The sequence below is a fragment of the Paenibacillus eucommiae genome (assembly GCF_017874215.1).
GTDB lineage: Bacteria > Bacillota > Bacilli > Paenibacillales > NBRC-103111 > Paenibacillus_AI > Paenibacillus_AI eucommiae.
The window spans coordinates 219817-240922 of the sequence record NZ_JAGGLB010000011.1; the positions used below are offsets into that span (position 1 = coordinate 219817).

The 21106-nt window shown below is 45.8% G+C and carries 21 protein-coding genes; 7 read left to right on the forward strand and 14 right to left on the reverse strand.

Going from position 1 to position 21106, the window contains the following annotated elements:
• Window positions 1–323 precede the first annotated feature (323 nt).
• Together J2Z66_RS17515 and J2Z66_RS42705 are read left to right on the forward strand one after the other, a co-directional pair.
• Complete coding sequence (locus J2Z66_RS17515) at window positions 324–1163, forward strand: SPFH domain-containing protein (protein WP_209972741.1); 840 nt, start codon at window positions 324–326, stop codon at window positions 1161–1163.
• A gap of 4 nt (window positions 1164–1167) precedes the next feature.
• The gene (locus J2Z66_RS42705; RefSeq protein ID WP_245375624.1) at window positions 1168–1395 is read left to right on the forward strand and encodes a type II toxin-antitoxin system antitoxin; all 228 of its coding nucleotides are present in this window, start codon (window positions 1168–1170) and stop codon (window positions 1393–1395) included.
• A gap of 96 nt (window positions 1396–1491) precedes the next feature.
• Here the strand turns inward: J2Z66_RS42705 and J2Z66_RS17520 are convergent, their stop codons facing one another.
• Window positions 1492–3054, reverse strand: a complete 1563-nt coding sequence (locus J2Z66_RS17520; protein WP_209972742.1) for a copper amine oxidase N-terminal domain-containing protein — start codon at window positions 3052–3054, stop codon at window positions 1492–1494.
• Between the two features lie 269 nt (window positions 3055–3323).
• Between J2Z66_RS17520 and J2Z66_RS17525 the strand changes: the two genes are divergently transcribed.
• Entirely contained in the window at window positions 3324–4760 is a 1437-nt protein-coding gene (locus J2Z66_RS17525; protein WP_209972743.1) for a DUF2515 family protein, read from the forward strand.
• A gap of 32 nt (window positions 4761–4792) precedes the next feature.
• On the opposite strand, the gene J2Z66_RS17530 is transcribed toward J2Z66_RS17525, so the two are convergent.
• From J2Z66_RS17530 to J2Z66_RS17575, 10 genes are all read right to left on the reverse strand, one after another.
• Window positions 4793–6448 carry a putative polysaccharide biosynthesis protein gene (locus tag J2Z66_RS17530; protein ID WP_209972744.1) on the reverse strand — a complete coding sequence of 552 codons (1656 nt, stop codon included), beginning with the start codon at window positions 6446–6448 and terminating at the stop codon, window positions 4793–4795.
• A 24-nt stretch (window positions 6449–6472) separates the two neighbouring features.
• A complete protein-coding gene (locus J2Z66_RS17535; protein WP_209972745.1) occupies window positions 6473–7195 on the reverse strand; it encodes a ThuA domain-containing protein in 723 nt (240 codons plus the stop codon).
• 27 nt (window positions 7196–7222) lie between these two features.
• Complete coding sequence (locus J2Z66_RS17540) at window positions 7223–7708, reverse strand: DUF456 domain-containing protein (RefSeq protein WP_209972746.1); 486 nt, start codon at window positions 7706–7708, stop codon at window positions 7223–7225.
• 37 nt (window positions 7709–7745) lie between these two features.
• Window positions 7746–8483 (reverse strand): Cof-type HAD-IIB family hydrolase, encoded by a 738-nt coding sequence (locus J2Z66_RS17545; RefSeq protein ID WP_209972747.1) that lies wholly within the window; start codon window positions 8481–8483, stop codon window positions 7746–7748.
• Window positions 8484–8549: 66 nt separating this feature from the next.
• A complete protein-coding gene (asnB, locus tag J2Z66_RS17550; RefSeq protein WP_209972748.1) occupies window positions 8550–10424 on the reverse strand; it encodes an asparagine synthase (glutamine-hydrolyzing) in 1875 nt (624 codons plus the stop codon).
• Between the two features lie 107 nt (window positions 10425–10531).
• Entirely contained in the window at window positions 10532–12601 is a 2070-nt protein-coding gene (locus J2Z66_RS17555) for a peptidoglycan D,D-transpeptidase FtsI family protein (protein WP_209972749.1), read from the reverse strand.
• A gap of 34 nt (window positions 12602–12635) precedes the next feature.
• Window positions 12636–13346 (reverse strand): HAD-IA family hydrolase, encoded by a 711-nt coding sequence (locus J2Z66_RS17560; RefSeq protein ID WP_209972750.1) that lies wholly within the window; start codon window positions 13344–13346, stop codon window positions 12636–12638.
• A 125-nt stretch (window positions 13347–13471) separates the two neighbouring features.
• Window positions 13472–14617 carry a transglutaminase domain-containing protein gene (locus J2Z66_RS17565; RefSeq protein WP_209972751.1) on the reverse strand — a complete coding sequence of 382 codons (1146 nt, stop codon included), beginning with the start codon at window positions 14615–14617 and terminating at the stop codon, window positions 13472–13474.
• Between the two features lie 16 nt (window positions 14618–14633).
• Window positions 14634–15074, reverse strand: a complete 441-nt coding sequence (locus J2Z66_RS17570) for a hypothetical protein (RefSeq protein ID WP_209972752.1) — start codon at window positions 15072–15074, stop codon at window positions 14634–14636.
• Between the two features lie 56 nt (window positions 15075–15130).
• Window positions 15131–15286: a hypothetical protein gene (locus tag J2Z66_RS17575; protein WP_209972753.1), complete on the reverse strand. Its 156-nt coding sequence runs from the start codon at window positions 15284–15286 to the stop codon at window positions 15131–15133.
• Between the two features lie 147 nt (window positions 15287–15433).
• Here J2Z66_RS17575 and J2Z66_RS17580 point away from each other — a divergent pair, with 147 nt between their 5' ends.
• Together J2Z66_RS17580 and J2Z66_RS17585 are read left to right on the forward strand one after the other, a co-directional pair.
• Window positions 15434–16627 (forward strand): MFS transporter, encoded by a 1194-nt coding sequence (locus tag J2Z66_RS17580; RefSeq protein ID WP_209972754.1) that lies wholly within the window; start codon window positions 15434–15436, stop codon window positions 16625–16627.
• Window positions 16628–16958: 331 nt separating this feature from the next.
• Window positions 16959–17312 (forward strand): ribonuclease M5, encoded by a 354-nt coding sequence (locus J2Z66_RS17585; protein WP_209972755.1) that lies wholly within the window; start codon window positions 16959–16961, stop codon window positions 17310–17312.
• Window positions 17313–17335: 23 nt separating this feature from the next.
• On the opposite strand, the gene J2Z66_RS17590 is transcribed toward J2Z66_RS17585, so the two are convergent.
• Together J2Z66_RS17590 and cyoE are read right to left on the reverse strand one after the other, a co-directional pair.
• A complete protein-coding gene (locus J2Z66_RS17590; RefSeq protein ID WP_209972756.1) occupies window positions 17336–17962 on the reverse strand; it encodes an SCO family protein in 627 nt (208 codons plus the stop codon).
• A 28-nt stretch (window positions 17963–17990) separates the two neighbouring features.
• The gene (gene cyoE, locus J2Z66_RS17595; protein ID WP_245375625.1) at window positions 17991–18962 is read right to left on the reverse strand and encodes a heme o synthase; all 972 of its coding nucleotides are present in this window, start codon (window positions 18960–18962) and stop codon (window positions 17991–17993) included.
• Window positions 18963–19321: 359 nt separating this feature from the next.
• Between cyoE and J2Z66_RS17600 the strand changes: the two genes are divergently transcribed.
• Both J2Z66_RS17600 and gerQ read left to right on the forward strand, forming a co-directional pair.
• Window positions 19322–20017, forward strand: coding sequence for a response regulator transcription factor (locus tag J2Z66_RS17600; protein ID WP_209972757.1), 696 nt, complete (start codon window positions 19322–19324; stop codon window positions 20015–20017).
• Window positions 20018–20235: 218 nt separating this feature from the next.
• Window positions 20236–20691 carry a spore coat protein GerQ gene (gene gerQ / locus J2Z66_RS17605; protein ID WP_209972758.1) on the forward strand — a complete coding sequence of 152 codons (456 nt, stop codon included), beginning with the start codon at window positions 20236–20238 and terminating at the stop codon, window positions 20689–20691.
• Window positions 20692–20795: 104 nt separating this feature from the next.
• Here the strand turns inward: gerQ and J2Z66_RS17610 are convergent, their stop codons facing one another.
• Window positions 20796–21083, reverse strand: a complete 288-nt coding sequence (locus J2Z66_RS17610; RefSeq protein WP_209972759.1) for a hypothetical protein — start codon at window positions 21081–21083, stop codon at window positions 20796–20798.
• Window positions 21084–21106 lie beyond the last annotated feature (23 nt).

Below are 21106 nucleotides of genomic sequence, written 5' to 3' on the forward strand. Positions count from 1 at the left end.
TTTCAGTATTTATTTTAATTTACTCACTTATAACATGAGCGAAATGGACTGTCAAGCATCTGCACTTTTCGTTTACTTTTCGTATACTCTTCAGGATCTAACTGGTATGCCGTTGTATGACGCAGTCCGGCCACATGATGATACAAAGCATCAATATTAAGTCGAGTTCCACGAATTACATCCTCTTAACAATAAAAACACCCACTCACTATTTACAGTATAAGTAAAAAGTGATATCATTATTATATCAATAAAGTATCACGAAAATATCACTATAGGGTACAATTAAAGGTACAATACGACACTTAAAGGAGAATGATTGCATGAATGAACGTAAAGCGCCTTCCATTAATGGCTTTATTGGTTTAGTTTTGTTTCTTGTCGTTATTGCAGCAGGAATTTATTTATTGACTTTGGGGGCTATTGCACCAGGAATTATCCTTGTTGTAATTTCCTTCATATGCAGCTCTACCGTTACGGTCGTTCAGCCTAATGAAGCTTCCGTCATAACATTTTTTGGTAGCTATCTTGGCACCATCCGCAAGAGTGGGCTTTGGCTTGTCGTACCGTTTTCATTGCGCAAGAAAATTTCCCTTCGTGTACGTAATTTCAATAGCGTGAAGCTTAAAGTCAATGACACAGAGGGTAACCCGGTTGAGATCGCGGCAGTTGTTGTTTTTAAAGTCGTTGATACTTATAAGGCTCTGTTCGAGGTTGACAACTATGAGAAGTTTGTGGAGATTCAAAGTGAGACCGCTCTAAGGCATGTCGCTAGTAAATACCCTTACGACAGCTTTAATAATGAGGGCTACTCGCTGCGCGGCAATGCAGATGAGGTAGCAGCTGAACTTAGCCATGAGCTGCAGCAGCGGCTTGCTGTGGCAGGCGTTGAAGTGGTGGAATCACGTCTGACTCATCTGGCCTACTCGACGGAAATTGCAAGCTCTATGCTGCAGCGCCAGCAGGCTTCCGCGATACTTTCCGCCCGGCAAATTATCGTGGAAGGCGCGGTAGGCATGGTTCAGTTGGCAATCAGCAAGCTAGAGGCAGAGGGGCTACAGCTCGATGAGGAGAAAAAGGCCGCTATGATCAATAATCTGTTAGTAGCGATCGTATCGGACCGTTCAGCGACTCCGGTTATTAATACCGGTACGCTCTACTAAGGTTATGGCTCCCAAAAAGAATTTCCCTCTGCGCCTGGACCCGAAGCTCTATGAGGCTGTCGAGCGCTGGGCTGAGGATGAGTTCCGCAGTGTGAACGGGCATATTGAGTATCTACTTCGCGAAGCGCTGCAAAGATCGGGACGTTTGCCGCGCGCACGCTCTGCTAATGAACCCCCTCCTCATGAACGGAATGAAGACGAGAACTTAGATTCAAAGAGGCCTGTTGACTAAACCAGGAACTAGTAATAAAAAAGTCTTCTTTTTGTAAAATCGACAACAAACAAGGGCTGCAAGGATATATATCCTCGCAGCCCTTATTAGCTGTATTTAATCTCTTTCAATGGAAACAGTTCGAGTGCTATCATCCCAGCCTACCTTTGCGCCTAATTTCTCAGCAATGAAACGAACTGGAACATAGGTGCTTTCTCCGGTAATAATTGCCGCTACTTCCAGCTGCTCCGATTTTCCATTTACTAAAGCCGTTTTACTACCGATAGTAAGTACAATCTTCGCTTCAGATAAATCGTCAATTATCGTAACCTGCTTAAGCTTTCCATCCCATTCCACTTCGGCATCCAGGTTCTCCGAAATAAAGCGGACCGGAACCAATGTTATACCATCCTTAATATAAGGTTTACCGCTTTTTCCCGGGTCTTTGCCTGCTAGTTTATCCATAATCATCTGAATCCGTTTCTTTGTAAGCTGCAAATCTTCACGCAGCAGCTTGTAAGCTATTGATTTTTTATCAAAATTGCTGATTATCTTGGAAGCGTTCAGCAACTTGCCCCAGCCATTTCCACCGATTTCTAAAGTGGGTCCGGATCCCTTGAGTTTATCAGCCTTTACTGGCTTGTTCAGGTTCCAGCTCTCGCTGGTTGCGGTCACTTTTATAGCGCTCAAACCTTTATCGGCACCTTTAGCGATCGGAATCATTGCTTCAATGGCCGTTTTACGGGTCAAAAGATCGCTGTCGAGATACATATCTGCCTTGATATACATTTGATCTGTAAACATCTTGCTTTCTTTGAGGCTATTGTTTAATTGAACTACAGCCCCATTGATAAGACCCTTCACCGTACCGGAAAGGAATTTAACAGCCGTTTCTTTATTTTCCAAAACCGTTTTAATCAACGGATTCAATTTCTTATCCTTTAGAAGCTCTGGCGCTACAACATCATATACTCCACCCAAAAATTTCTGTAAGCCAGCTTCATCCGCTGCGATGCTCACAACCAGCTTTTGAATCAGTTCCGCTGCTTCGGTTCCAGACACTTCGGTATGCAGCTTATTCAGTGAAAGCGATTCTTCCTGTACCTTTTCGGTTACAGCAGTAACTGTTAAGGTTTTGGGATTTACCTTGGCATTCCCCACTATGTAGTCAACTAGAAGCGGCAGTAATTCTGAGGATTTCTCCATAATAGGTCCGCTTATAGTAGGCAGCAGTGTTTGAACGATTGAAGGGTTTTCACCACTTTCCTTAATCAAGCTCTTCAAGAGGATCTGCCCCAAATTAAATGTAATCGGCTTCTTAGCTCCATCCACTTCAATCGCTGTTTTTTCTCCATCGATATAAACCTGGAAAGGAACCGCTCCTCGATGTGTCTTCAGCTCCCCTGCGTATGAAGCATTTTTTTCATCTTCCTTTTTGCCGCTGAGTTGAATGGACATGTTCCCAACAAGCTCAAGTGCGGCCTTCTGTGCATCCGTAGCGGATGCACTAGGAATAAGTTGAATAGCAATATTCGTGCTTGATTCGCTTGATTTCACCTTGACAGTATTAGTCAACGCTTTGTTCACATCTACTCCACCAATACTATTACAGCCCGCAACGACTACGAGTGATGCTGCAAGCAGTCCGCTCGCGAGCCTTTTCCCATATTTTCGAATCATTCCCACATCTTCTCCTTTACTACAATTGGACTAGTCTGCCTATTTAAAACTATAGCAATAGATTATACGCCTGACTAGGGCAAAAAGACTCACATCTTTGAAAAAATAACCAGGAAAAAAGCTAAAAAAAATACAAAAATCCAATTGATTCCAAATAATACTCGAAAGTTATTAAAATCTGTATGTATAGAAAAGTCTAAAAGATAAATAATTCATTAATATAAAGATCCATTGATAAGATAATAAATTAATAAATAAGGAGGCTGCTTATGGCAAATATAAATGAAAAAAGGAGCCTTACTCTTTTGGCCGGGAAAACGATTAAGCTGCCAGTTACGCTGTTTAATATGCTGTTCGATAAGGTGAGCTCCTTGATGTATGCAGTCAAGCAGGCAGATCACGCGGAGCTTATGACCCTTTCACCGGAAGCCGTAAAGCGGCTTAGATACAGCCTCAATCAATCTTATAAACAATTAAAGGCAACCGCAGCCCATACTCCAGCAAAATCCGCCTTATCAGGGTTATCAAGCTCATCAGACTCATCAAACTCATCATCCTTACCAGCCTTATCAAAATTATCCACCTCTGACCAGCTCATCTTGAGCCGCATACGCCAGCAGACAGAGCTTCACAACAGAAACAACCTGACTCGCACCGCAGCCTACTGGGCGATCTATCAAAGTCATCCAGAGGTGCACTGGGCGCTTCTAGCCCATATGGTATCCCGTAACGGCGGCTGGTGTATGACCGACTTAAAGGGTGACCTGCTCCCCCACCTGCTGAACACTGCAAAGGCAGATTGTCTTTTTGCTTTTCTGGAGCGGGCTAATGCCCTCATTTTTCAAGATGCCTATCCGCAATTGCTGCTTTATATCGAGAGCAGGCGCGCTGGGCGGGACAGATTTGATTTGCTTCCGCATTTGCAGATTTCCGCTTTTATGACGCCGGTATGGCAGGAGTTCTGGCAGTATGGTGAATCTCCCCTGCTTACAACCGCTTTGATTATTAATGAGCAAAATTATATCGAGCAAAGAATCGTACGCAATGAGCATTATAAGCGGCTTGTGCTGGACACGGTTACTTTCCGGGCGCAGTCGCTGATGCAGTTGAACCAGATCGTCTTTCCTTACGGACATATCCCGGCTGGACAGCAGGAGGCAACTTCACCTGCAGGTGAAGGGGCGAGCGCAGATGAGCGGCTCACTTCTCCTGCAATCGAGTATACAGCCCCCCGCTGCAGACTGGCTGGCTTGATTCTAGAGGATTTCCATGATGTAAATGAACGAATCGAATTCGGTAAAAAGCTCTATGCCCTCTTGTTCGGGCTGCCAATCGTGCGGGAAGGCGTTGCTGCTTATGCTGCAAGCGTCCGCCACAGTGGCTCGCGGGCTGATTATTGGCCGGGACTTTTCACACCTATAAGAAAAGCCCCTCCGCAAACAAAATTTACGGAGAGGCTGGACGGCAATAATCTAAAGAAAGGTGCAGCTCCGTTATACAGCCCGCCGCTAAACGATGCATGGCCAGATGCACCTCTTGACGCCGTTGAACCAGGAGACTGGTTCTTGCTAACTAAGCCGCGGCATGCCATCGCCCATCTAGGCTCGATCCAGGCCCCTTTCTTGTTTGATATGACCTCAGAGGCTTGCCTGGGCTTAAGCAAAATAGAGCTGGCTATAATAGCCGGACAGTCTTTCGATCTTTAAGTTTAACCACACCGCCATCAGCCTTCTTATTTTTACCTTCTGCCGATAAGCCGTCCTGCTTTTGCGATCAGCTTTTGCAAGGGTGCCGGGAAGTTTTTCACATCTTCCTTAGTCACGACACGTGTAGCCATGATCATCAGCGGATAAAGTGCGAGCACAACACAACCAACCAATATAGAATTGACGCCCTCGTTCAGACGGTCAATGCCGAATGGATGCACATAGCTATGCGTAAGTATCTCAGCGCCAACACCTACAACTGCTATGACAACTATAGAGAGCATTAAACCAAGTAAACGGCGGGTCCCCAGAACTTTGAAGCGGAAAGATCTTCTAAGAGCAGCAATATTCAGCCAGGACATAACAATAAAGCACAGTCCGGTTGAGGCCACAATTCCATAAATTCCTAACCAAGGTGATAGCATAAAGCTTCCAATCAATTTAATGCTAATACCAATAATAACATGGAGCACAAGCGGCTTCATGCGTCCCAGTCCCATAAGAACGGCACCTGAGGTTTGCATAATAATTTGGAACATCGCACTCATTGTCAAAAAAGCAACAATATACGGTCCGTTATCGAGTCCGTATTGGGATTCTTCATAACCAAAAATAAATCCGTCCAGCGGTCTTGCTGCAATACTGATAAACAGCACCATAGGTAAGCCGGATAAAATAGCAAGCTGCAGCGTTCTTGAGGTTTGATTCGCCACTTGCTTAATATCTTTCCGTGCATACGCCGCAGAAATGATTGGCACAATGGACTGACTGAGCGCAATAGCCAGAATAATCGGAATACCTGCAAGTGACTGCGCTCTTCCCCCTAATATCCCTACCAGTTCGAGCGCCACCTCTTCACCCAATTCGCCGCGGAGCAGCGGGATTATAATCGAAGAGTCGATCGTATAGATGAAGGTGACTGTGATCGAGAAAAACACAATTGGAATTGAGAGCTTCAACAGATTTTTATAGATGGTTTTATAGCTTAGAGAATTGGCAAGCTCTTTGCTTCCTTGACCGGTACCAGGCCTCTCGCTCAGGCGACCGCCATTCTCACGCCGCATCTTTCGGGCAAAGTAGGACATAACGGCAAAAGCAGCTATACCGCCGATCGCCCCCCCGAAAGAAGCTCCCGCTATCGCCCATTCCAGACTGACACTGAGCAGCACAAAAGCCAAGACTACCGCTGTTATCAAGCGGAAAATTTGCTCCACGACCTGCGAAATACCGTTAGGCATCATTCTCTGCTTGCCCTGAAAATAACCGCGCATAATAGCGATCAAGGGAAAGAAGAGCAGTGCAGGTGCAATGGCCCGTGTCGCCAATATCGCATTCGGATCTCCAGATATGTCGCGGGCGTACCAAGGTGCCAGTACAAATAGAAGAACCGCCATAATAAATCCGGCAACAAGCGCAAACAACGCTGCAGCACGATAGATCCGCTCAGCTTCAGCCTGGCGTCCCAGCTCTGTTTTCTCGGAAACCATTTTGCTCAGCGCACTTGGTATTCCGGCTGTTGCAATCACAAGAAGCATAGAGTACAGATTGAAGGCAATTGTATAGCTTCCCATTCCCTTGTCACCCAGCAAGTGTACAAGGGGAATCTTCTGGAATACACCGATAAACCGCGCTATTAGTGCGGCCGCGGTTAAGATCAAGGTACCTTTTACAAGTGAATCCTTAGCCAAAGTCGTTCCTTCTTCCGTTATTCCTTATTTCACCTTAATTTCCTCCAACGGCTTATGATTGCCGTACACTGGCTTTACTGCTCCGTCCTGTGCTGCCCATCTGATCCCGTTCGCAATAACCTTGAGTACATTTCTGTTATAGAAGGTTGGATACGTTTCATGACCCGGCCGGAAATAAAAAATCTTCCCATTGCCGCGATGGTACGTGCAGCCGCTGCGGAACACCTCTCCGCCTTCGAACCAGCTAACCAGAATCAGCTCATCGGGCTTCGGAATGTCAAAATGCTCCCCATACATTTCCTCGCGCTCCAGCTCGAAATATTCGCCCAATCCTGCAGCAATCGGATGAGCCGGATCCACTACCCAAATCCGCTCTTTTTCGTCGGCTTCTCTCCACTTCAAATCGCAGGAAGTCCCCATCAGCTTTTTGAATATTTTAGAGAAATGCCCGGAGTGCAGCACAATGAGTCCCATTCCATCCAGGACCCTCTGATGAACACGGTCTACGATCTCGTCCGCCACCATCTCATGGCCCCTATGTCCCCACCAAAGCAATACATCCGTGCGGTCCAGAACGTCCTGGGTCAATCCATGCTCCAATTGCTCCAGCGTAGCGGTATGCACCTCGAAATCATCGTTTGCGATGCCTTCAGCGATAGCACCATGTATACCTTCCGGGTAAACCTTCTGTACTTCTTCATTCGATCTCTCATGTAAATTCTCGTTCCAAATCGTTACATTAATCATCGGGATCACTCCAGCATCTTATTTGTATTAAAACGCGAATACCCATAGCAGAAACACGACAATCATGACAAGCTGCAGCACAACCTTCACAACAACGCTGGAGAAAAATCCGATCACTGAGCCCACACCGGCTTTTAGCGCAGGTTTCCAAGGTGTTTTGATTATGAGCTCACCAATAACAGCTCCCAGAAAAGGACCGATAATAATACCGAAGGCAGGAATAACAAAAGGGCCCAGAATGATCCCGATAGTGCTGCCTATGACCGACGCCTTGGAACCGCCGAACTTCGTTACTCCAAGGGCACTAACCAAATAGTCGGCGACAATGATAGCTATAACGATCAACGTTTGAATCAACCAGAACCAAACTCCAAATGGCTCAAAGCTGATTAACCAGCCGTAAATAAAAAAGGCTCCATAAACAGCCAAAGCGCCGGGAAGCACCGGGTATACAGTGCCAGCCATACCTATTACAAACAACAGGATGACAAGCAGCCAACCGACAATTTCCATGTACGAACCTCCAGTTCAACCCGAATGATTGGCAGGCTTAAGTAAGAATATAATCATAAATAATTTTTGCTACTGCATGCTCATTATTCGTCACTGTAACATGATCGGCAATAAGCTTTACACCTTCTTGTGCATTTCCCATAGCCACTCCAAGTCCAGCCTTGCGAATCATTGCCGTATCATTCTCGCTGTCACCCATAGCAACTACTTCGGACATGCTAATATTAAGAACCTCACAGAGCTCTAGAAGGCCGCTTGCCTTACTTATCCCCCTCGGGTTGATCTCAAGATTGGAAGGATGAGAATTCGTAATCTCTAGCTCGCCCCAGGCAGCTACAAGCTGTCTAATCTCTGAAAGCACGGTTAAATTCTCTGTGAAAAAACCAAACTTCAGCCATTCCGGGCTGTCTATATCTTCAATCCAATTCTCCGTATTATACATGCCCTCAACCGCATAAGCCCACCACCAGCTGTCGTATTTCACGGCAACAGTATGAAGCCTGCGCACCAGATCCGCGGAAAGCTTATGACGCTTGAGCAAATTACCCGGTGCTCTCCAGATCTCGCTGCCGTTAGCCGTAATCATCGGCGTCTGCAGGCCAAGCTCCACGGCAAAAGGCAGTGCGCTTTGCACGCCACGCCCTGTCGAGAAAATAACGGTCACTCCGGCTTCCAACGCAGCGTGAATCGCCTGGCGGTTTTCCTCGGAGATCAGACTCTCTTCATTTAGCAGCGTTCCATCCATATCGAGTGCTAGCAGTTTATAGGTTCCCATTTGCTCCTCCTGTTGGAAACGAACAGGATAATCCCTGTCTCGCTTCCCTCTCTTGTTAGTAGCAATTTAGTAAGCAACTGCAACTTGTTTAGGCAATTCCTCCATAAATGTCACGTGCCACAATGCAAAAACATAAATGGTCCAGATGCGGCGCGCATAGTCGCCTTGGCCATTGCGGTGCTTCTGCACCATTTGCTCAACAACCGGGATGTTGATGTAGTCTTCGATCCCGCTTGCTTTGATTTGCTCCAGCAGCGTTCCGCCCATGGGACCCTTCAGCCATTCACGAAGCGGTACGGGAAAGCCCAGCTTTGGCCTGTTAAGGATAAAGTCAGGGATGATCCCTTCCATCGCTTTACGGAAAATATATTTCGTAGTCCCGTTGGCGATGCGGTATTTGGCTGGAATGCGCCGCGCGATTTCGAACAGCTCCTTGTCCAGAAAAGGAACCCGCAGCTCCAAAGAATGAGCCATCGTCATTTTATCAGCTTTCATCAGAATATCGCCAGGCATCCATAAATTCAGATCTATATACTGCATGCGCGATACCGGATCAAGATGCTTCGTTTTATTATAATAATCTGCTGCGATTTGTTGTGGGTTCTTATAGGCTCTCAGCATCTCTTTGTCGAGACGAAGCACTTCAGCCTTCATATCCTCCGAGAAAATCTTGGCGTTACCGAGGAAACGCTCTTCCAGCGGTGTAGTTCCGCGGATTAAGTAATTGCGCCCTGTTATCCCGCTCGGCAAGGCACGGGCAATCCGGTTCAGCAGCCGGCGGATTGGCAGCGGCAGACGCTCTATCGGTGCTAATGACATGGGTTCCCGATAAATCCGATAGCCTCCGAACAGCTCATCGGCTCCTTCACCTGAGAGCACAACCGTTACATGCTCCTTGGCCAGCTTCGCCACATGATAAAGCGCAATGGCTGAAGGATCGGCCACCGGTTCATCCTGATGCCAGATCGCGCTGGGCAGTGCTGAGAAGAAGTCGTTGCTTGTGATGATTTTGGAATAATGATCTGTCCCTAACGCATCTGCTGTCTGTTTAGCAATCGTCGTCTCATTGTTCGGACCGTCGAACCCAACAGAAAAGGTGCGGATCGGCTCTATCCCGCTCATATAAGTCGCAATGGCCGTCGAGTCTATGCCGCTTGAAAGGAAGCAGCCACGATCCACATCGCTCACCATATGATGGATAACGGAGTCCTTAAGCTTCTCGCGGATTTCCTCCACATAATACTCAAAGGGGCGGTCTTCAGGCTCGAACATCGGATCCCAATATTTATGTATCGATACATCGCCATCAAAGCTGACCTTAATACTATGTCCCGGCGGCAGCTTATGAATGCCATAAAACATCGTATTCGGCTCCGGAACGTATTGAAACGTCAAATAATTCATCAGACTGTCGGTATGGATCAGACGATTCATACCCTCTGCTGCAAGAATACTTTTAATTTCGGAACCAAACAGGAATTGTCTGTCATTCATGTGATAATAGAAGGGCTTGATACCGAAATGATCTCTGGCACCAAACAGTTGCCGCTTCTTCTTATCCCAAATGACAAATCCAAACATACCGCGCAGATGCTTCACACATTCTTCACCATACTCCTCATAGAGATGGACAATAACCTCCGTGTCCGTATGCGTGCGGAATTGATGCCCTCTGTCGATAAGCTGGCTCCGTAAAGATTTATAATTGTAAATTTCTCCGTTAAAAACGATCCATACCGAATCGTCCTCATTCGCTAAGGGCTGATGCCCCTCTTGAATGTCAATAATCGAAAGCCTGCGAAAGCCAAGCCCTATTCGATTATCCACCCAAAAGCCGGAATCGTTCGGTCCCCGGTGGACAATTACCTTCGTCATCTGTTCCAGCATCGAAACAGCCGGTTCTCTATCTTCGAAATACATGACCCCGGTGATACCACACATGGTGTTTCACACCTCCACACTATCTTCAAAATATGCAAGCTTTACGATAAATAAGTATAGCATAACTTGCCTTTCTTTACTCACCATTACTTATCTTTACTCAGTCTTTACTCTTTAGTCGAATCTTCCTCAATAAACCGGGCCGGATTTCCACTTAAAGCCCCGTTGGAATATTTATCGTAAGCCTCAAAAATTTTCGCGGCAATTGGAGAGGCTCCAAACTTACCATATCCGCCTTCTGGAACAACTACGGCTACAGCAAGCACGGGATCTTCAGCAGGAGCAAAGGCAATAAATACTGCATTATCTACCTTGCCTCCCGATACATCTTGCGTGGAAGTCCCTGTTTTGCGCGCTACTGTGTAGGGCAGCTCGGCAATTCCTATGGAGCTGCTCTTCATACCTTTAATGACAGCATCCCAGTAAGCGTCAGGAAATTCAGTTTCTTCCAGCACCTCTGGCTCAATCTTTTTAATAACTTCACCTTCATAGCTTCTGATTTCCTGCACAAATTGCGGCTTCATTCGTTTGCCCCTGCTCGCCAGCGTAGCTGTAAATTGAGCAAGCTGCAGTGTGGTGTATTTCTCATTTTGCCCCCAGGAAGCAAAAACCATAGCTGATTGATAGCTGTCATTCTCGGCATTTTTTATAAAATCATTCGAACCCTCATATTCGAAAGGCAGCCCGCTGCCCGTCTTGACCCCGAGTCCGAATTTGGCCATATATTCCGCCCATTTCTCAGTAACCAGCGGATTCTCGCCCCCATACTTCTGATAGAAAGGGATTCCAATCATTGCAGACATAAACGTATTGGAGGAAACCTCAATAGCCTTAACTGAATTAATCATACCGTTGCGGGCTCCGCTGGAATTTTGGATCCTACTGGTGTTGCCTCTGCCAAAGCTGAATGAGCCCACATCGTTATATGGCGTATTGATGCCGAAGAACCCTTCATTCAATCCAATAAGTACGGTTAAAGGCTTAATAGTCGAGCCTAGAAATACGAGAGAAGATGGGTGCTTGTTCTTTTCTTTGTCCGGATAGTCGGCATAAGCAGTTCGGATCGTACCATTATTGACAAAAGGTAAAATCCGGTTATATTCCTCTGTACTGGAAATGCCACTCGTCCAAACGTTCACATCATAATCCGGCATACTGGCCATCGCTACAACATTGCCTGTCTTCACTTCCATGGCTACGGCATAGCCCGCTTTGGCATTGCTTCCTCTGCCTATGGTGCTGTTTCTTCTTGCTTCATTGGATCTGAGATACGCCAGCTGATCGGTAATCGCATGCTCGCTGGCCAGCTGTACATCTTTATTAATCGTCAGGATCAGATTATTGCCTTTCTCCGGCTTCGTAACCGTAACCCTGCCAATAATTCTTTCCAGTGCATCCACAGGGTACGTCTTGGAGCCATTAGTGCCGCGTAATACATCCTGGTACATTCTTTCAATACCATCAAAGCCAACAGCTTCGGTATCCAGATAATTTACTGCATCGGGGTTATTTTGATAAATCTCCTTGGATCTGTCCGTGGAATAAGAACGCAAATAACCGATAAGCTGAGTGGCGATCGTCGTCTTATTCTCTTCTTCCGTTTCATAGGTGCGGATGCTTTCCTCTGTAACCTCAAGCCACTTGTATTCATCACGATGCTCCAGCAGGAAAGCAATTTCCTCCTTGGAAAGATCGGATTTAATTTTGCGTGGAACATTATAGTAGCTAGGAAGCTTTACTTTGTTTTTATTAATGTCATACCCCAAATCCATGGACAGGATGATGTCTGCTGCTGTGATTTCCTTTTGATCCTTTTTCCCGTGCTTTTGAAATGCGTATGCAAGCTTATGGGCCAGATTAATGATGAAATCCGGGTCCTGATCGGGCTCAATCCGGAAAAAAAGCGACTGCATCGGCACCGTATAAGCCAAAGGCACGCCTTTGTTGTCGAAAATGTTTCCACGGATGGGGGCAATTTTCGTCGAGCGATTTTTTATAAAGCTCTCTTCCTCCGCATATTTCTTGCCCTCTACAAATTGAAGAATGGCCAGCCTCACAATGAGTACGGAGAACAAGAGAAACGTGCAGAAGAAAAATAAATTGATGCGAAAAGAAAAGTGGCGCCGCTTGTGCTGCTCTTGCTTCTGCGGATCTTCCGTATGCATGGATGATTTCATTGAATAACATGTCCTTTCCACTGCCTTATTTCAATTATGGAAAAAGCTCGCGCAAAGAGCGGATACCTTTCCCCTTGAGATGATCGTAACGTAGGATTTGGATCGCATCGATACCCACTTGCTTGGGTGCCCAAATATCATTTAAATCATGATCACCAATGTACAACAGATCTTCTGCAGAAAGCCCGGAGCGCGAGATCGCCAGCTCAAAAATGGCCGGGTCCGGCTTCTCCAGACCCACTTCGGTAGATACGATAACTGGATCGAAAAACGCAAGAATTCCTTTGCTTCGCAGGATTTCCTTCAATGTTGGAGCGAAATTGCTAACAATCCCCAATCGGAGCCCCATCTGCTGCATAAGCTGCAGACTCTCCCTTACATCCTCGAACAATTCGTATTGCTCAGGGGCCATATACATATCGTAAAGCTCATGACAGCAGTCATGAACCTCGTCTATACTCCATGCTTCGTCTACACCCAGCTTTTGCAGCACATACTTGTAGAGGTTGACCCAAAACATGCGGTCAGATTCTGGAGAACAAGCGGTGAATGGCTCAGGTTGTTTGCTATAATAAAATAGACGAAAAGCTTCCGTAAACAGTTCATTGATCACAGTCGCATCACGTGTTAGAGAGCGGTGTGACAAAAATTTCTGCAAAACCAATTCTGCTCCGGGAACCGTCAGAAGAGTTTCACTCGCGTCGAAATATACCATTTTGTAGTGATTAAGTAATTTTCGCATCATAGCTCCTTCGGAAATTCGTTGAAATCGAAGCCTTTTTGCAGTCTATTGTATAGTGTACCATATTTCACAGCCATAGAAAAAGAAGCCCTCTCCCTCAGCTTTCAAGTGAGTAGTGCTTCTTGTTTTCACGCTTCTTTGATATGCGTCTGGTCGAAATCCGGGGGGTTAAACCACTCTCCGCCACTTGAAACCCAGGTGGAATCCAGCGATACCCACTCCTGCTTATCTTCTAAATAAACTTCATTCCAGGCATGTGGTCCATAGCCGCCCTGCCCGTCATAACCAAGCCCTGTGACCACTTTCACTTCAAGTCCCACAGCTCTAGCCATTACAGCGTAAAGCCTTGAATAATCGATGCAGACTCCTTCACGCGTCTCGAACGTATCTGCCGGCGTTTGTTCCTTCCAGATGCGCTGCTCCTCATAAAGCTTCACTTTATCCCAATCATACTGGACACGTGTTCCAACCCACTCGTAAAGAAGCTTGGCCTTTTCTTCCTGCGTATTGCCTTTGGCCGTAACTTGCACAGCAGCTTCTGCAATATCCGGAGATATGCTGGCATCCAGTATTTCATATTTGCGCTGTAAAATTTGGCCGAACTCCTGCTCAACCGCACGTGTAAATACAGGAACTTTGTCGGCAATAAAATCACCGGTGAAAGGCATGATAACTTCCTGGGCACCCTTCTGATACCAACCCGATGCTTGAATATAGCCTGTCACTGGAGTACTTGGAAATAAGGAGACGTATATAAATAATATAGCCACCAGCATCAGCGCTCTTGTCATTCCAGCAATGGACCCGAGTAATCCTCCTACTAAAAAGCTGACAATGGACTTTGCTCCTTCTTTTCTCTCCTGCGTTCTTGTCAGCATCTTCTCAGTAAGTGGATCTACGAGCTTATACAGAACCAACTTTACCAAGAGATAACCAATAAGGAACAGAAGCCCAAATCTAAGCAGCGGAAAATCCCTGATACTAGTTACCAATGTATAATAAATCTGTTCCCACATCCCTATTTCTTCAGAGGGAATCTGCACATTTTGCAGTTTAAGCCAGCTTTGAATTCTGGGAGATAACAGCTGCACGCCCTGCCACGCTATGAAGATGCTAAGAATAGCTACGATCCCGTCTACCAGCATAAGCAGCAAATGGCGTGCTGAGCCCGATGCGCCGCGGCGTATTCCTTGCAGAGCAGAGCCGGCCACAATCAAAAGAATGGCGATCGAAATCAGATTAAGGGTAGTCCAGTAATGTGCTGCGTCCGCCATGCCTTTCTCCCTTCTTTTATGAAGATGAGCCGCTGTTTTTCTTTGCCTGCTCAATAAATGTACTTACCACTCCGTCAGCCTGCATCGTAAAGGTGGCCCCCAGAAAGGTGACCTCCACATCGTTAGAGCCTACCTTGCCTTCTACTTTAAGATTTTTGGTAGTAATTACAAAGGCTCCATCCTTGTCAACTGTATATTTAGCATCCTTAGCCTCGGAAGCCAGCGCTTTTGCTGCGCCATCTTTGGCTTCTTCCGTCGCTTTGGTAACGATTGTTGTCCCTATACTTTGCAGCTTATCCTTATAATTAGCACCGTATACCACAATAACTCCAATAATAATGACTACAAGCACCCATTTCACTAATGTTTTAACGACTCCAATAACAATAAAAAGCACTATAATAGCTACAGCTATGAAATACCAACGATCTTGAGCAAATGTTATCCACTGATCCACTACAAATTCCCCCTTTATACTCTTTTTGCTTTTTACTTTTTGTTCGTATTGACATTTCACTCTTCATTTCTTTTTTTCCTCAGCCGCTCCAGTTTTCTTTGAATTTCAGCGCCTTTATCCCCATCTTTTCTGTATGTACGTAAAGAGGCACGGAATTTAAACAAAGCAATAACCAGCAAGGCTCCTAGAGCAAACCAAACGAAATTATCCATGCCAACCTCCCCAGATTACTAAAATTTGGATTGAATTGCAATGAGATTCATACTCTCAGCTTTAGAAATAATCATAACTGCAGGACAAGTAGCGTACATCTTTAAGAGACAACTATTAGGCAAGCTATGCCAGTCAGGCGGTGTGATATGAGAACAGCAGTATGGCTTTATTTATTTATGTTCGTTGCCTTATTCGATCTGCATGCACAATACCCCATTCTTTCCCCCTTTGCATTATCTCTGGGAGCTACGCCATCCTTTGTCGGTTTGATCCTTGGTGTTTATTCGATCACACATTTACCAGGCAATCTCCTTGCGGGTTATGGCGTAGATAAGTATGGGAGTAAATTTTTCATTATCTTTAGCCTAATTGTAGCAGGGATCGTGCTTATTTTTCAATCCAGAGTTACGGATCCCTGGCAGCTCCTCTATATTCGTTCTATCAGCGGCTTTGTACTCGCCTTCCTGTCTCCAGCTTGTCTGGCCATGCTTGCCAAAATAGCCAAGGACAGAGTTCACCGCAGCAAGCTAATGACAGGAAATGGACTCGTCCATACCCTTGCATCGGTGCTTTCTCCCGCAGTGGGAGCCATCCTGGTAGCCAAACTTGGCTTTACCGCCTCATTCACGGTTCTCGGCTGGATTCTCATTGTCACAGGCCTTCTGGCCATTCCAGGGCTGAAAGAACGGACAGCCAAGAAGGGCCACCCTCTACTGCAAGGCCAAGCTTCGCCCCTAACCCGGGAAGAGCAGCTTCTAATTGAGGCTGAAACAAATGCCGAGAAGAATCATGAAGCAGCCCGCGCAAGCTCTGTTCCTTGGCTCTTTTTTATGATTCCGCTAGCCATTTCATGCTCTCAAGGCATTTTGTTTTTTGAGCTTCCCTTAATGAAAGCTACGGAAGGCTCGATCCTGACCTCTGGTATCTTTTTTTCGCTTGTCAGCTTAGGGGCTTTAAGCACGCTCAGCATGCTTTTTCTCAATCAAATTTCTGCTTTTTTGCGCACAATTGTTGGCTGTTTATCGCTTGCTCTGATATTCTTTGGTCTTGCAGTACATTGGCCAATCCCTTTGCATGTGTCCCTGTTTCTAATCGGCATGTCCAAAGGTGTCATTTTCCCCGCTTTATCGACATTTCTTGCCAATATTACAAAAAGCAGCAGGTATGGTCGTGTCTTCTCACTGCTGTCTATAGCCTTTTCAATTGGTGCCTTTATAGGACCTATACTCGCCGGAAACCTGAGAGGGCAGATGTCCTCCTATTTCATAGCTTTTCTTATCCTAATGCTCGCGCTTTTACTCCTTCCACTGCGTACCTTCAAAACTCCAGTAACGGCATAAAGGGGGGGGGAGTGCTTATCCCCCAATGTTGTCAGGTTAAGCTGGCCAAATATGTGCGATTTTTCGCCTACATTTAACCGCTTCGGCTCCGAGTAAGCACATTGTGGTTGGTTTTTCGCCTACATTCAGCCGCTTCGGATTGGGCGTGCCTACTAATCGGGGAATGCTAAACCTCAACTTGCATGTTAACCTGACAACATTGTGCTTATCCCCTCAACTACATTCGTGAGCAAATGGCAGGTTTTCACTTTGCACATTTCCCGGGAAATCTGTCATAATAAAAGCAAACCCGTTGCCCCAAAATGGCAACATCACTGAAAGGAGAACCTCCATGTCTATTGCAATAATTGTCGAAGGCAAAAACGACAAAAGCCGCGTAAAACGACTGGTTACTGAAGACATTTTGATCCTCTGTACATTCGGCACACCCGGAACCGAAACTATAGAGCAATTAACCAGACAAGTTGGCCAAAGAGAGGTTTACCTGTTTACTGATAATGATGCTTCCGGTAAACGGATCCGCGGAATTCTTCGAGATCGGTTTCCTGACTCCGAACAAATATATACCCGTAAAGGCTACGCTGGTGTTGAAGGCACTCCGGACGAATACATCATTTTACAATTAGAAAAGGCAGGCCTGGAAGAGTATATTATCTACCCTCCTGCAGAACCTGCCTACAAGTAACTATAACTATATATCATTCCGAACTACTTTTCTTTAGATAAGGTGATCACATCTTTAACGATAAATTCCGTATCCATCTCCGGATCAACGGTGTAATACGTACGTAGAACTCCCTTGGGATCGGCAATCAGGATCGCATTGGAATGCGTGAAGTTGCCATCTTTGTCTTTCACAATCATAACTCCGAACTGCTCCGCCAAATCGGCAATCTGCTTTTCTTCCCCGCGAAGAAATCTCCAGCCGCCAGGCTCTGCGTGGAAGGATTCAGCATACTCCTTCAATACCTCTGGTGTATCCCGGGACGGATCCATTGTAATGGAAACAATCTCCGACTTGTCACCCAAATAGCCTTTTTCCTTGAGGGAATCCTGAATCTTCGAAAGCATAAATGTCGTTGGCCGGCATACATCCGGGCAACTCGAAAAGAAGAAATAATACAAACGGACTTTACTATCTAGTTCCTCGGAATTAACAACTTTCCCGTCCAAATCCAGCAATTCAAATGCTGGTGTCGGCTTCATGGCTTTCAGATGATCATCCTTTACGGGATCTGAAGTAAACCAGAGCTTATATCCAAATGACCCTATCATAGCCAGAAGAATCACTGCAACAGCCAATTTAAACCAATTTTTCTCAAAAAAAGCACCCATATTTCAGCCTCTATCCTATAAAATGACATTAACCGCCAGAAGTAGTATCAATAACCATCAACAAAACCAGCAGGAACAAATAATTAATCGAATAAATGAACATACCTTTCGCCCACTTGACCTCATCCTCCGCCTTGAATCCTTTCACGCAAAGCAGTACCCAGATAAGACCCAAAGCCGTTGAAACAATCAAATAAATTTCGCCAACATAACCATATAGATTCAGCATTACAGTAACAGGTACAAGTAAAACAACATAACGAAGCATACTGATTCTGGTAACAAATGTTCCTCTAACTACAGGCAGCAAAGGGAACCCCGCAGCGCGGTATTCTTCCATCCGGCGTATGCCCAGTGCCCAGAAGTGGGGTGGCTGCCATAAGAACAAGATAGCAAACAGGATCCATGCGCCCATATCCATCGTTCCGGTTACAGCACAATATCCAATAATTGGCGGCATTGCTCCTGAAAAGCTGCCGACGAAGGTGCTCCATACGGAGGTTCTTTTGAAAATAGCGGTATAGACCCAAACGTACAGGAATAAACCAATTATTCCCAACAGCGTCGCAAGTGGCGAGCCTACGAGGAAATATAAGGTCGAGACACCGAGAATGCCCAAAATAATGCCGTACCATAAAACCGTCTTAGCGCTTATTCTCCCGCTCGGCAGCGCGCGGTTTTGTGTGCGGGTCATCTTTGCATCCATCTCACGGTCCAAATAGTTATTAAGCACACAGCCGGATCCAATAACAAGTGCGGTTCCAAGCATCGTAAAGAGCAGCATCCACAGATTTACATCCCACTTGGAAGCAACCCAAAAACCGCCAAAAGCCGCAAGCAAGTTGGAATAAATAATTCCCGGCTTGGCGAGACGATAATAATCCTTCCATGTGACAGGCTCTGCGGAAGCTTGAGTCATCTGTGCAGCACCAGGTTGTCCAGCCGCGCTCAGTACTCCTGCTCCTTCTGAAACCGCCTCATAGTTCATTTGTTTTTCCAATTCGTGACCCTCCTATATGGTAAATCTCCTGAAGACGAATATTTACTATTACAATAATAACAACCCTCATCCGGTTTGACAATGAACGAAGCACGATTGTCATGATATTGTCGATTCTCTCTCCTCATCCTGCCCGAATCATCATCCATCCAACCTATTTTCGATCCCATTCCCGGCTTCGGTTGCAAAGTGCTATTTTCGACAAAGTTTTTGTAATCGCTCTTCTAAGGCTAGACGGCACAAAATGGATTTAGTATAGTTGAAATAGATAATACTTACCAGATGATTGCGGAAATGACCTCTAGCCTTTTTATTTTCAAAAAAGGACCGCACCTTTTTATGAAAGGAGGGAACTTATAATGTCTAAGGTATTGATCATCGAAGACGACTTCAGTGTCGGAGAAATGATGTCCATCTACCTTAACGAAGAAGGATATGAGGTCAAAAAGGCCGAAACAGGCCGCTTGGCAGAACGTTACTTCCATGATTTTGAACCCGATGTTATTGTGCTCGATATCATGCTGCCTGATGCGAACGGTATGGACCTTTGTACGACTTTTCGTAATTCCTCATCAACCATTCCAATTCTAATGGTTTCTGCCAAGAGCGAAGTGTCCGACAAGGTCCGCGGGCTTCAAACAGGCGCTGATGACTATTTAGGCAAGCCGTTCAGCATGAGAGAGCTTGCAGCCAGAATACAGGCTCTGCTCCGGCGTTCCCAGGCCGCAGCAGTCCCATCCTCCGCACCAAAACCTGCAAAACCGGAGCAAGCGATCCAGCTTGATATTGCCAAGCGGTGCTTATTTGTCCACGAACAGGCTATTGAAACTACCTTTTCCGAATTTGAAATCATGAAGCTCTTTTGGCAAAATCAAGGGCGGGTATACAGCAGAGAAGAGCTGCTCAATCGGGTTCGGGGATTTGACTCTTATGTGACAGAACGGGCGATTGATGTACATATTGCAAATTTACGCAAAAAGATTGAAAGCGATCCTAAGGAACCGAAGTATATCAAGACGGTTTGGGGTGTGGGCTACAAGTTTCTAATGGCCTAGCGAAGCAGAGTAAGCAATAGTAAGGCAGACTAAAGAGCAAGGATATCGTTAGTAAAGGTTGTGTAAATACAGCAAGTATTTCAGCTGGTCATGCAGCAAGTAGAAGGAAGCTCTCCGTGCTTCCTTTTTTTTGTTGGAAAAGAACGTGCGGCACAGTCACCAAATGGGCGAATGCACAATATGATATCGGGAAAAGAAACTTTAAGGAGGATGTTACAATGATGAATAACCCATTCAACATGGGCATGCAAGCCCCCTACGGATATGCTGCGCCCGGCTATCAAAGCCCCTGCCAGCAGCAAATGCCTGTGGCAGGAGCTTCAAGCTTCGTCCCTATGATCCCCGCAGGTTCAGCGATTCCAACTACAGGAGCAGCTCAAACAGGTATCAATGTACCAGGGCAGCTGCCGATAGAAGAATCTTTTATCGAAAATATATTGCGGCTTAACCTCGGTAAGATGGCCACCATTTACATGACCTATGAGAACAACTCGCAATGGAATGCCAAGATATTCAAAGGAAGACTGGAAGCCGCTGGCCGCGATCATATTATTATCAGCGATCCGAAAACTGGTATGCGTTACCTGCTGCTCATGGTCAATCTTGACTACATCACCTTCGATGAAGAGCTTAAATACTCGCCTTCGTTCGGCCGGAATACCGACATACTTTAATTCCGATAATCACATAGGGTTAACGGCCACATTGTTTTTTAGTAAAGCCTCAGGTGCAAAACCTGGGGCTTTTTTCTGTTAGATTGCCTATTCGGGTAAATTATCTATTCAGGAACTTTGGCAAAATGCCACATGTGAAGCTTTCGCAGTCCTCCCTGGACCCAAATTCCCCAGGGAACAGCATTATTGTGCGCAGCTTCCAGCCGCCCGCTCTTCATTCGCAAGTACTCCTCATAAGGAACATCATCCCAGATTTCCACAAAAAGACCAGGCTGATCACTTCCTTCAAAGAGCTCTAACCGCCGTTCCCACAGCTGTAATTCCTTCATATAAAGCAAATAAGCACCGCGCATTTCCTCAACAATGGTATATTCCACAAAAACTTTATGCATTTTTTGGATCTCCCGATGATTTA